The 11,674-nt window shown below is 54.1% G+C and carries 15 protein-coding genes; 11 read left to right on the top strand and 4 right to left on the bottom strand.

Translation table 11 applies throughout. The annotated features are described in order from the left end of the window. Window positions 1–8 precede the first annotated feature (8 nt). Both kdsD and ACWKXT_RS20430 read right to left on the bottom strand, forming a co-directional pair. Window positions 9–995, bottom strand: coding sequence for an arabinose-5-phosphate isomerase KdsD (gene kdsD, locus ACWKXT_RS20435; RefSeq protein ID WP_028014567.1), 987 nt, complete (start codon window positions 993–995; stop codon window positions 9–11). Between the two features lie 13 nt (window positions 996–1,008). Then, the gene (locus ACWKXT_RS20430) at window positions 1,009–1,986 is read right to left on the bottom strand and encodes a calcium/sodium antiporter (RefSeq protein ID WP_080328325.1); all 978 of its coding nucleotides are present in this window, start codon (window positions 1,984–1,986) and stop codon (window positions 1,009–1,011) included. A gap of 227 nt (window positions 1,987–2,213) precedes the next feature. On the opposite strand from ACWKXT_RS20430, the gene mlaF reads away from it, so the two are divergent. From mlaF to murA, 7 genes are all read left to right on the top strand, one after another. After that, window positions 2,214–3,026 (top strand): phospholipid ABC transporter ATP-binding protein MlaF, encoded by an 813-nt coding sequence (gene mlaF / locus ACWKXT_RS20425; RefSeq protein ID WP_454527666.1) that lies wholly within the window; start codon window positions 2,214–2,216, stop codon window positions 3,024–3,026. Between the two features lie 7 nt (window positions 3,027–3,033). After that, on the top strand, window positions 3,034–3,816 hold the full coding sequence (gene mlaE / locus ACWKXT_RS20420) for a lipid asymmetry maintenance ABC transporter permease subunit MlaE (protein WP_010436044.1): 783 nt from the start codon (window positions 3,034–3,036) through the stop codon (window positions 3,814–3,816). A 4-nt stretch (window positions 3,817–3,820) separates the two neighbouring features. Further along, a complete protein-coding gene (gene mlaD, locus ACWKXT_RS20415; RefSeq protein ID WP_454527665.1) occupies window positions 3,821–4,369 on the top strand; it encodes an outer membrane lipid asymmetry maintenance protein MlaD in 549 nt (182 codons plus the stop codon). Window positions 4,370–4,387: 18 nt separating this feature from the next. After that, complete coding sequence (mlaC, locus tag ACWKXT_RS20410) at window positions 4,388–5,023, top strand: phospholipid-binding protein MlaC (protein ID WP_023307064.1); 636 nt, start codon at window positions 4,388–4,390, stop codon at window positions 5,021–5,023. Continuing rightward, on the top strand, window positions 5,023–5,316 hold the full coding sequence (gene mlaB / locus ACWKXT_RS20405; protein WP_454527664.1) for a lipid asymmetry maintenance protein MlaB: 294 nt from the start codon (window positions 5,023–5,025) through the stop codon (window positions 5,314–5,316). Before mlaC ends, mlaB begins: the two co-directional genes overlap by 1 nt. A gap of 126 nt (window positions 5,317–5,442) precedes the next feature. Then, window positions 5,443–5,697, top strand: coding sequence for a BolA family iron metabolism protein IbaG (gene ibaG / locus ACWKXT_RS20400; RefSeq protein WP_008501458.1), 255 nt, complete (start codon window positions 5,443–5,445; stop codon window positions 5,695–5,697). 50 nt (window positions 5,698–5,747) lie between these two features. After that, window positions 5,748–7,007: a UDP-N-acetylglucosamine 1-carboxyvinyltransferase gene (gene murA / locus ACWKXT_RS20395; protein ID WP_454533301.1), complete on the top strand. Its 1,260-nt coding sequence runs from the start codon at window positions 5,748–5,750 to the stop codon at window positions 7,005–7,007. Window positions 7,008–7,067: 60 nt separating this feature from the next. Here murA and sfsB read toward each other — a convergent pair whose 3' ends face one another. Continuing rightward, window positions 7,068–7,355, bottom strand: a complete 288-nt coding sequence (gene sfsB, locus ACWKXT_RS20390; RefSeq protein ID WP_080328319.1) for a DNA-binding transcriptional regulator SfsB — start codon at window positions 7,353–7,355, stop codon at window positions 7,068–7,070. Window positions 7,356–7,584: 229 nt separating this feature from the next. Beyond that, window positions 7,585–8,556, bottom strand: a complete 972-nt coding sequence (gene ispB, locus ACWKXT_RS20385) for an octaprenyl diphosphate synthase (RefSeq protein ID WP_454527662.1) — start codon at window positions 8,554–8,556, stop codon at window positions 7,585–7,587. Between the two features lie 257 nt (window positions 8,557–8,813). On the opposite strand from ispB, the gene rplU reads away from it, so the two are divergent. From rplU to cgtA, 4 genes are all read left to right on the top strand, one after another. Next, complete coding sequence (gene rplU, locus ACWKXT_RS20380; RefSeq protein WP_003025032.1) at window positions 8,814–9,125, top strand: 50S ribosomal protein L21; 312 nt, start codon at window positions 8,814–8,816, stop codon at window positions 9,123–9,125. Between the two features lie 19 nt (window positions 9,126–9,144). Beyond that, window positions 9,145–9,402 (top strand): 50S ribosomal protein L27, encoded by a 258-nt coding sequence (rpmA, locus tag ACWKXT_RS20375; RefSeq protein ID WP_004385076.1) that lies wholly within the window; start codon window positions 9,145–9,147, stop codon window positions 9,400–9,402. A 95-nt stretch (window positions 9,403–9,497) separates the two neighbouring features. Continuing rightward, the gene (locus ACWKXT_RS20370) at window positions 9,498–10,463 is read left to right on the top strand and encodes a DMT family transporter (protein ID WP_454533300.1); all 966 of its coding nucleotides are present in this window, start codon (window positions 9,498–9,500) and stop codon (window positions 10,461–10,463) included. A 15-nt stretch (window positions 10,464–10,478) separates the two neighbouring features. Beyond that, window positions 10,479–11,651: an Obg family GTPase CgtA gene (gene cgtA / locus ACWKXT_RS20365; RefSeq protein WP_080328317.1), complete on the top strand. Its 1,173-nt coding sequence runs from the start codon at window positions 10,479–10,481 to the stop codon at window positions 11,649–11,651. The last annotated feature ends 23 nt before the right edge of the window (window positions 11,652–11,674 follow it).

Genomic DNA, 11,674 nt, shown 5'->3' with positions numbered 1-11,674 from the left:
ATCCTTCATTACACTACGCCTGCGCGCAGCAGATCATGCATATGTACCACACCCAGCAACTGGTCGCCATCGGCAACCATAACGGAGGTGATATGGCGGGACTGCATCAGGTTCAGCACATCCACGGCCAGCGTACCCGGACGCACGCGGATACCGCCCGGCGTCATCACGTCGGCAATGCCGAGCGTGCGGACATCTACACCCATGTCGAACACGCGACGCAGGTCGCCATCGGTGAAGATCCCCTGAATTTTCATCAGATCGTCGCACACGACCGTCATACCCAGATTCTTGCGGGTGATTTCCAGCAGCGCATCACGCAGGGAGGCTTCTTTACTGACGTGGGGGATCTCATCCCCGGTGTGCATAATATCGTTAACCCGAAGCAGCAGTTTGCGCCCCAGCGCGCCGCCCGGGTGGGAGAGCGCAAAATCTTCCGGCGTAAAACCGCGGGCTTCGAGCAGCGCGACGGCAAGCGCATCACCCATGACCAGCGCGGCGGTGGTGCTGGACGTTGGGGCAAGGCCCAGCGGACAGGCTTCTTTCGGTACTTTAACGCACAGGTGAATATCGGCCGCACGCGCCATGCTACTTTCCGGACGGCTGGTCATGCAAATGAGCGGCACCTGCAGCCGCTTCAGTACCGGGATCAGCGCCAGGATCTCATTGGACTCACCGGAATTAGACAGGGCGATGACGACATCCTGCGGCGTGACCATACCCAGATCGCCGTGCGCGGCTTCCCCCGGATGAACAAAGAAGGAAGAGGTTCCGGTACTGGCAAACGTTGCCGCCATTTTGCGCCCAATATGGCCGGACTTGCCCATTCCCATCACCACGACTTTACCGGCACAGTAGAATATCTTCTCACATGCCAGGCTAAAATCCTGATTAATGTACTGATCTAACTGCGCCAGACCTTCACGTTCAATCTCCAGAACCTCTTTGCCTGCTTTCTGAAAGTCAAAACCCGGCTGCAATTCTATTTGCGACATAATGCGTTTCCGTTTACCCAGAGAGAAGAGGCGAGAGCCAGTACAGCATCGCCATCCATACGATAAATCCACCCGTCAGCAGCGCGCCTGCGCCTTTACCGATCTGTCGTTGCCGCCGCCAGCAGAGCAGGGCAAATATCACGCTGACCAGCAGCATCACACCGTAATCGCGCGAGAACGCCAGGGGATTGAAAGGCCCTGGCGTTATCAGAGCCGGCAGGCCCATCACAATGGCGATATTAAATATGTTGGACCCGATAATATTGCCAATGGCGATATCATCTTCCCCTTTACGCGCCCCCGCAATCGCGGTCGCCAACTCCGGCAGGCTGGTGCCGATGGCAATGACCGTCAGGCCAATGGTCAGTTCACTGATGGCGAAATAGTTTGCCAGCACCGTCGCGTTATCCACAACCATGCGCGTGGCCATCGGCATAATGATCAGCGCAACGCCAAGCCAAAGCAGGGCGACAGGCAGCGTGCCTTCGCGCGGAAGTTCGGCGACCTGCTCACGCGTCAGGCTATCCTGACCCTGCTTCTCAGCCAGACGGGCGATTTTAACACTATACAGCAGCCAGATGACGGCCAGCGCCAGCAGGAAAATGCCGTCGCTGTAACTCAGTACGCCATCATAAAATACGCAGCCTGCCAGCAGGCTTACGATTAACATTAGCGGCAATTCACGGCGCAGAACATCAGAATGCACGCGAAATGGATGGAGCAGTGCCGCCAGGCCTAAAATCAGTAAGATATTGACGATGTTAGAGCCAATCGCGGTGCCTATCGCCAGGTCTAACTGACCATGCAGCGACGCCGAGACAGAGACGATGATTTCAGGAAGTGAGGTGCCAACGCTAACTACGGTCATCCCAATGACAACAGGCGGTACGCCCGTCAGGCGACACAGGATAGATGCAGCAAACACTAAACGGTCAGCACTGTAGACCACCAGAAGTAAACCAATTATTAACAGTGCTGTTGCTAAAAGCATCAAAAGTCCTTTCTTCAGGTATACTTGTCGGTCCATCGCGCGGGAATGGCTGGACTGCATACGGTCTGAGGCGTAACGAATTCCTAATTTTGACTTTATGCGCCGGAAAAGTAAAACAAATGCCAGCTTTCGCTAACCTCGACGGCTAATATTCTGTAAAAATGCTGTGTTTAGGGCTGATTCAGGCGGCACGCCTTAACGTGAGCAGGGTAAGAAAGGAACCTTAAATGAGCCAAACGATGGCGAATATAGTCGATGTCCGTGGTGTGAGTTTTTCTCGTGCCAACAGATTGATATTTGATGATATTTCGTTGACCGTACCGCGTGGCAAGATCACTGCCATCATGGGGCCGTCCGGGATCGGTAAAACGACCCTGTTGCGCCTTATTGGTGGGCAGATCCCACCGGATAGCGGTGAGATCCTCTTCGATGGCGAAAACGTCCCGGAGATGTCGCGCTCGCGCCTGTATACTGTCCGCAAACGCATGAGTATGCTCTTTCAGTCGGGCGCGTTGTTCACCGATATGAACGTCTTTGATAACGTGGCTTATCCGCTGCGCGAGCATACCAGCCTGCCGCCTGAGCTGCTGAAAAGCACGGTGATGATGAAGCTTGAAGCCGTGGGGTTGCGAGGGGCCGCGAAGCTGATGCCTTCGGAGCTGTCCGGCGGGATGGCACGCCGCGCCGCGCTGGCGCGAGCCATTGCATTAGAACCTGATTTAATCATGTTCGACGAACCGTTTGTTGGACAGGATCCTATCACGATGGGCGTACTGGTGAAGCTCATTTCTGAGCTGAACAGCGCGCTCGGCGTTACCTGCATTGTTGTATCTCACGATGTACCGGAAGTATTGAGCATTGCCGATTACGCCTATATCGTGGCGGACAAAAAGATCGTCGCACACGGTAGCGCCCAGGCGCTGCAGGAAAATTGCGATCCGCGCGTGCGGCAGTTCCTTGACGGCATTGCTGACGGACCTGTGCCGTTCCGCTACCCGGCGGGCGACTATCGTGACGATTTACTGGGAATAGGGAGTTAAGCCACTCATGCTGTTAAATGCGTTGGCCGCTCTCGGACACCGTGGCATAAAAACCATCAGGACGTTCGGGCGTGCCGGATTGATGTTATTCAACGCGCTGGTCGGCAAGCCGGAATTCCGCAAGCACGCACCGCTGCTGGTGCGGCAGCTTTATAATGTCGGCGTGCTGTCGATGCTCATCATCATTGTCTCCGGTCTGTTTATCGGTATGGTGCTTGGGCTGCAGGGCTACCTTGTTCTGACAACCTACAGCGCGGAAACCAGCCTCGGGATGCTGGTGGCGCTTTCGCTGCTGCGCGAGCTGGGGCCGGTTGTGGCGGCGCTGCTGTTTGCCGGGCGTGCAGGGTCTGCATTAACGGCTGAAATTGGCCTGATGCGTGCGACCGAGCAGCTTTCAAGTATGGAGATGATGGCGGTCGATCCGCTGCGTCGCGTGATCTCGCCGCGTTTCTGGGCGGGTGTGATCTCATTACCGTTACTGACGATTTTGTTTGTTGCTGTGGGGATCTGGGGCGGTTCGCTGGTTGGTGTCCACTGGAAAGGTATTGATGCCGGTTTCTTCTGGTCCGCCATGCAGGACGCCATTGACCTGCGAATGGATCTGGTTAACTGTCTGATTAAAAGCGTGGTATTTGCCATTACGGTCACCTGGATCGCATTGTTCAACGGTTACGATGCCATCCCGACGTCGGCGGGCATTAGCCGTGCAACTACACGTACAGTCGTACATTCGTCGCTGGCCGTACTGGGTCTGGATTTTGTGCTCACCGCACTGATGTTTGGGAATTGAGTTCATGCAAACGAGAAAAAATGAAATTTGGGTTGGCGTGTTCCTGCTGCTGGCGCTGCTGGCCGCACTGTTCATCTGCCTGAGAGCGGCGGATATCACGTCTGTGCGCACCGAGCCGACGTATCGCGTCTATGCCACCTTCGATAACATCGGCGGGCTGAAGGCGCGCTCACCGGTTCGTATCGGCGGCGTGGTGATTGGGCGCGTGTCAGACATTACGCTTGATGAGAAAACCTATCTGCCGCGCGTCGCGATGGATATCGAAGAGCGCTACAACCACATTCCGGACACCAGCTCCCTTTCTATCCGTACTTCTGGCCTGCTGGGCGAACAGTATCTGGCCCTTAACGTCGGTTTTGAAGACCCTGAGCTTGGAACGACTATCCTTAAAGACGGTAGCGTTATTCAGGATACGAAGTCCGCGATGGTGCTGGAGGACATGATTGGTCAGTTCCTTTACAACAGTAAAGGCGATGATAAAAAGTCTGACGATGCCCCTGCGCAGAGTGAAGACCATACCAATGTTGCGCCGACCCCTGGTGCTGCGAATTAATTTCAGGAGAAGTCATTCATGTTTAAACGACTGCTAATGGTTGCCATGCTGGTCATTGCCCCTCTCACCGCAGCGCACGCTGCGGATCAGAGCAACCCGTACAAACTGATGGACGAAGCGGCGAAGAAGACCTTCGACCGTCTCAAAAACGAACAGCCGAAAATTCGCGCGAATCCTGATTATCTGCGTGACGTGGTTGACCAGGAGCTGCTGCCGTATGTGCAGATCAAATATGCGGGTGCGCTGGTGCTGGGGCGTTATTACAAAGATGCGACGCCTGCGCAGCGTGAAGCTTACTTTGCCGCGTTCCGTGAATATCTGAAACAGGCTTACGGCCAGGCCCTGGCGATGTACCACGGTCAGACCTACCAGATCGCCCCTGAACAGCCGCTGGGCGACGCCACCATTATTCCTATTCGCGTGACGATTATCGATCCTAACGGTCGTCCGCCGGTTCGTCTGGACTTCCAGTGGCGTAAAAATAGCCAGACCGGCAACTGGCAGGCGTATGACATGATCGCTGAAGGGGTGAGCATGATCACCACCAAACAGAACGAGTGGAGCGATCTGCTGCGTACCAAAGGTATTGATGGCCTGACCGCACAGCTGCAGTCCATTTCTCGTCAGAAAATCACTCTGGACGAGAAGAAGTAATGTCGGAGCAACTCCGCTGGTCGCGTGAAGGTGAGACGTTAAAGCTATCCGGTGAGCTGGATCAGGATCTGCTGAACCCGCTGTGGGATAAACGCCATGAGGCGATGCAGGGCGTTACGCTCATCGACTTAAGCGACGTTACCCGGGTGGATACGGCAGGCGTTGCGATGCTCGCCCATCTGGTTGCCGTGGGGAAAAAGCAGGGAGCAAGCGTAACACTTCACGGCGCGAGCGATAATGTCGTTACCCTTGCACAGCTCTACAATTTGCCTCAGGACGTACTGCCTCGTTAATATTTTCAGTGCGTTACTTCTGAAAGCCCTGACAGTTTCATCGTCGGGGCTTTTTGCTTGTTTAAGACAGCGCCACTTTGCTCTAAGATGTTGGGCTTGTTTTCACTATCAGATGATTAAGAGCCCATGGAAAATCATGAAATCCAGACAGTGCTGATGAATGCACTCTCCCTTCAGGAAGCCCACGTCACTGGCGATGGCAGTCACTTCCAGGTTATTGCTGTGGGTGAGATGTTCGACGGTATGAGCCGCGTGAAGAAGCAGCAGGCTGTGTACGCGCCGCTGATGGAATATATTGCGGATAACCGCATCCACGCCCTGTCTATCAAAGCGTTCACCCCACAAGAGTGGGCACGCGATCGCAAACTAAACGGTTTTTGAGCTGAGGGCGACAGGCCCGCAGCACGGTTGAATTTATAAGAGAGCACACAATGGATAAATTTCGTGTACAGGGGCCAACGCGTCTCCAGGGCGAAGTCACAATTTCTGGCGCCAAAAACGCCGCGCTGCCAATCCTTTTTGCTGCGCTGCTCGCGGAAAAGCCGGTAGAAATTCAGAACGTACCGAAACTGAAAGATATCGACACCACCATGAAGCTGCTCACCCAGTTGGGCACGAAAGTCGAGCGTAACGGTTCCGTCTGGATCGACGCCAGCAACGTCAACAACTTTTCTGCGCCTTACGAACTGGTGAAAACCATGCGTGCTTCTATCTGGGCGCTTGGTCCGCTGGTTGCGCGTTTTGGTCAGGGTCAGGTTTCGCTGCCAGGCGGCTGCGCCATCGGCGCGCGTCCGGTTGACCTGCACATCTTTGGCCTGGAAAAACTGGGCGCAGAGATCAAGCTGGAAGAGGGTTACGTTAAGGCCTCGGTCAACGGTCGTCTGAAAGGCGCGCACATTGTCATGGACAAAGTGAGCGTGGGCGCTACCGTCACCATCATGTCTGCGGCGACGCTGGCAGAAGGTACTACCATCATTGAAAACGCTGCGCGTGAACCGGAGATTGTGGATACCGCCAACTTCCTGGTCGCGTTGGGTGCGAAAATTTCCGGTCAGGGTACTGATCGTATCACCATCGAAGGCGTTGAGCGTCTGGGTGGCGGCGTCTATCGCGTTCTGCCGGACCGTATCGAAACCGGGACCTTCCTGGTTGCTGCGGCGATCTCAGGCGGTAAGATTGTCTGCCGTAACGCACAGCCTGATACCCTGGATGCGGTGCTGGCGAAACTGCGCGATGCGGGTGCGGACATTGAAATCGGTGAAGACTGGATCAGCCTGGATATGCATGGCCAGCGTCCAAAAGCCGTGAATGTGCGTACTGCACCGCACCCGGCCTTCCCGACGGACATGCAGGCCCAGGTCACCCTGTTAAACCTGGTTGCAGAAGGCACGGGCTTCATCACAGAAACCATCTTCGAAAACCGCTTCATGCACGTACCGGAACTGATCCGTATGGGTGCGCATGCTGAGATCGAAAGCAACACGGTTATTTGTCACGGCGTTGAAAAACTGTCCGGCGCGCAGGTTATGGCGACCGATCTGCGTGCGTCTGCAAGCCTGGTGCTGGCGGGTTGTATTGCGGAAGGCACTACGGTGGTGGATCGTATTTATCACATCGATCGCGGCTATGAGCGTATTGAAGACAAACTGCGCGCGCTGGGTGCAAATATCGAGCGTGTGAAGGGCGAGTAATCGTTCCGGCAGCCCCCTGCCAGAAATGACCGGGGGGTTGCTATTCCTGTCAAAAAACCGTTATCCCTGCGGTTCTGTTTTTACTTTTCTCTGGCGCATCATGCGCGTTCTGTCGATAAATTCATGCGTAACAGGATCGTGATAACGTGAAGGCCAGATAACCCACGGGTGCGTTTCCAGCGCCGTCGCGATAATTAATTCTCCCTTTGGCCAGGGGCGGGTCAGTGCGTTGGCCAGGGTGGAAGAACTCAGTCCATGGCGGCGGGACTCTGCTGCAAGCGAAGTGCCTCTTTTACGCAGTGCCGCAATGATATCTGCCGTATGCCAGTCGATAAATTTCGTATCCATAACGCTGTCCTTAAGTTCGGATTCACCTACGCCGTTTCTTCTGAAACGACTGGCTTACTATACCCATTTCGACTTCTTGTTCTAAAAAGTTCGCGTTACTTGAAGGGATATTCAGAATAAGACATGGCTTTATTCATGCGGGATTTAACCCGATGCATTTACAGGAGTATGGAGTTTATTGGTGTATATTTGAACCTCCCCGTGATGGGCACGGGGAGGAACGACAGGATTAACGATCGCGCTGGACGGCGATGTGGGCAAGACCAATCAGCGCATCGCGCCATGGGCTGTCTGGAATAACCTGAAGTGCAGCAATGGCCTTATCAGCCTCTTCTTCGGCACGCTGACGAGTCCATTCCAGTGAACCGCAGATTGCCATGGTTTCCAGTACAGGTTCCAGAAGATGGCGACCATTTCCCTGTTCGATCGCTTCACGGATCATTTTCGCCTGATCCGGTGAACCGTTGCGCATGGCGTGAAGCAGCGGCAGGGTCGGTTTGCCTTCGTTCAGGTCATCGCCCACATTTTTGCCGAGCGTTTCGCCGTCCGCACTGTAGTCCAGCAAATCATCAATCAGCTGGAAGGCAGTACCCAGATAACGGCCATAGTCCTGCAACCCTTTTTCCTGTGCTCCGGAACAGCCAGCCAGAATGCCGGAGCACTGGGCGGCCGCCTCAAACAGGCGCGCTGTTTTGCTGTAGATGACGCGCATGTAGTTTTCTTCGGTGATATCGGGGTCATTGACGTTCATCAGCTGCAGCACTTCGCCTTCAGCGATGACGTTCACGGCTTCAGACATCACTTCCAGCACTTTCAGAGAGCCCAGGCTGGTCATCATCTGGAAGGCGCGGGTATAGATAAAATCCCCGACCAGAACGCTGGCGGCATTGCCGAAGGCGGCGTTTGCCGTGGCTTTGCCACGACGCATATCGGATTCATCCACAACATCGTCATGCAGAAGCGTCGCGGTGTGAATAAATTCGATGAGCGCTGCGATCGTGACGTGCGCATTTCCCTGATAGCCAACGGCTCTGGCAGCCAGAATCGCAATCATAGGGCGAATGCGTTTACCGCCACCGCTGACAATGTAATAGCCCAACTGATTGATCAGTTGAACGTCAGAGTTGAGTTGCTCCAGGATTGCTGCATTTACACCCGCCATATCTTGCGCGGTTAACTCGTTGATTTTTTCTAAATTCATCGCAAAAGCCGGGCTTTTTATCCTGTTGATCCCATCTTCAATGGGGTAACGAAGGGTTTCGGTTTATCAATAGTAGTGCTGATTGTACTGAAAAAACGGCTCAGATAAACGTTACCGTACGTGTTGTGTTTTTTTTCTTCATGTATTGACGGTAGCACTTGTCAAAGGCTCGCGTTTTGCGTAATATTCGCGCCCTATTGTGAATATTTATAGCGCACTCTGATTCATACGAGGACGTGCGCGGAAGCGGAGTTTATATGTACGCGGTTTTCCAAAGTGGTGGTAAACAACACCGAGTAAGCGAAGGTCAGACCGTTCGCCTGGAAAAGCTGGACATCGCAACTGGCGAATCTGTTGAGTTCGCAGAAGTTCTGATGATCGCAAACGGTGAAGAAGTCAAAATCGGCGTTCCTTTCGTTGATGGCGGCGTTATCAAAGCTGAAGTTGTTGCTCACGGTCGTGGCGAGAAAGTTAAAATCGTTAAGTTTCGTCGTCGTAAACACTACCGTAAGCAGCAGGGCCACCGTCAGTGGTTCACTGATGTGAAAATTACTGGCATCAGCGCCTAAGACCTGAGGAGAGATTTAAATGGCACATAAAAAGGCTGGCGGCTCCACACGTAACGGTCGCGATTCAGAAGCTAAACGCCTGGGCGTTAAGCGTTTTGGTGGCGAATCCGTTCTGGCGGGTAGCATCATCGTTCGTCAACGTGGTACCAAATTCCACGCTGGCAACAACGTAGGTTGCGGTCGTGACCACACTCTGTTTGCTAAAGCAGACGGTAAAGTGAAATTTGAAGTTAAAGGCCCGAACAACCGTAAATACATCAGCATCGTTGCTGAGTAAGGTTTTCTCGGTCCGGTAACGGATTAAAGCCCCGCAACACGTTGCGGGGCTTTTTACATTGGAAACCCGGAAAATTTTCTGTAGGGAAAACGGGCATGAAGCAGCAGGCTGGCATTGGTATTCTTTTGGCGCTTACGACCGCAATGTGCTGGGGCGCGCTGCCAATTGCAATGAAGCAGGTACTGGAAGTGATGGAGCCGCCTACGGTGGTCTTTTATCGCTTTCTGATGGCAAGTCTTGGTCTCGGGGCCATTCTCGCGATCAAAGGCAAGCTGCCACCGCTGCGACTCTTCCGTAAACCTCGCTGGCTGGTGTTACTGGCTATCGCGACGGGCGGTTTGTTCGGCAACTTCATCCTGTTCAGCTCTTCCCTGCAGTATTTAAGCCCTACGGCGTCTCAGGTGATCGGTCAGCTTTCGCCTGTGGGTATGATGGTCGCCAGCGTGTTCATCCTTAAGGAGAAGATGCGCGGCACGCAGATTATCGGGGCGAGCATGTTGCTGTGTGGTCTGGTGATGTTCTTTAACACCAGCCTGATCGAAATTTTTACCCGACTGACGGATTACACCTGGGGTGTGATCTTCGGTGTGGGAGCAGCAACGGTCTGGGTGAGTTATGGTGTCGCGCAAAAGGTGTTATTGCGGCGTCTGGCCTCACAGCAGATCCTTTTTTTGCTGTACACTTTGTGTACAGTGGCATTACTGCCATTAGCGAAGCCTGGGGTAATTACCCAACTGAGCGAATGGCAACTGGCGTGCCTCATTTTTTGTGGGCTTAATACGCTGGTCGGCTATGGCGCGCTGGCCGAAGCAATGGCGCGCTGGCAGGCAGCACAGGTAAGCGCATTGATCACGCTTACGCCGCTGTTTACGCTGTTATTTTCAGATTTGTTATCAATGGCCTGGCCCGATGTCTTCGTCAAGCCGATGCTCAACCTGTTGGGCTATCTCGGTGCGTTTGTCGTGGTTGCGGGCGCGATGTATTCCGCCATTGGTCATCGTCTTTGGGGACGTTGGCGCAAAAATGAAGCGGTCGTAGTAGTCCCCCGCTCAGGCGAATGAGTTACGGAGAGTAAAATGAAGTTTGTTGATGAAGCGACGATCCTGGTCGTTGCAGGTGATGGCGGTAACGGTTGTGTAAGCTTCCGCCGTGAAAAATATATTCCTCGTGGCGGTCCTGACGGCGGTGACGGTGGAGACGGTGGTGACGTGTGGCTGGAGGCAGATGAAAACCTCAATACGCTGATCGACTACCGCTTCGAAAAATCTTTCCGCGCCGAGCGTGGCCAGAACGGCCAGAGCCGTGACTGTACCGGTAAACGCGGTAAAGATGTGACCATTAAGGTTCCGGTCGGTACGCGCGTAATTGACCAGGGTACCGGTGAAACCATGGGTGACATGACCAAACATGGTCAGCGTCTCATGGTCGCAAAAGGCGGCTGGCACGGCCTGGGCAACAGCCGTTTCAAATCTTCCGTTAACCGTACCCCCCGTCAGAAAACGATGGGAACACCGGGCGATAAGCGCGATCTGCAGCTGGAGTTGATGCTGCTGGCAGACGTGGGCATGCTGGGTATGCCAAACGCCGGTAAATCGACCTTTATTCGCGCGGTCTCTGCGGCGAAACCAAAAGTGGCAGACTATCCGTTTACCACGCTGGTACCAAGCCTGGGCGTTGTCCGTATGGATAACGAAAAGAGCTTCGTCGTGGCTGATATTCCGGGCCTGATTGAAGGCGCTGCGGAAGGTGCGGGTCTGGGCATTCGCTTCCTGAAACACCTTGAGCGCTGTCGCGTACTGCTGCACCTCATTGATATCGATCCAATCGACGGTTCCGATCCGGTTGAAAACGCCCGAATCATCATCGGCGAGCTGGAAAAATACAGCGAGAAGCTGGCGAATAAACCGCGCTGGCTGGTCTTCAACAAGATCGACCTGATGGACAAAGCAGAAGCCGAAGCGAAAGCCAAAGCGATTGCGGAAGCAATGGGCTGGGAAGATAAATACTACCTGATCTCCGCGGCAAGCCAGGTTGGCGTGAAAGATCTCTGCTGGGATGTGATGACATTCATCATCGAGAACCCGGTGGTTCAGGCTGAAGAAGCGAAACAGCCAGAAAAAGTCGAATTCATGTGGGATGACTACCACCGCCAGCAGCTCGAAGAGCTGGAAGCGGAAGAAGAAGACGACTGGGACGATGACTGGGATGAGGACGACGAAGAAGGCGTCGAGTTCATCTACAAGCACTAAAATCTGTCCAGAGCCCCCATTAT

It is taken from the genome of Enterobacter sp. UPMP701 (assembly GCF_053709515.1).
Note: the sequence above shows the minus strand (reverse complement) of the source record. Positions and strands in the feature narration are given on the sequence as shown.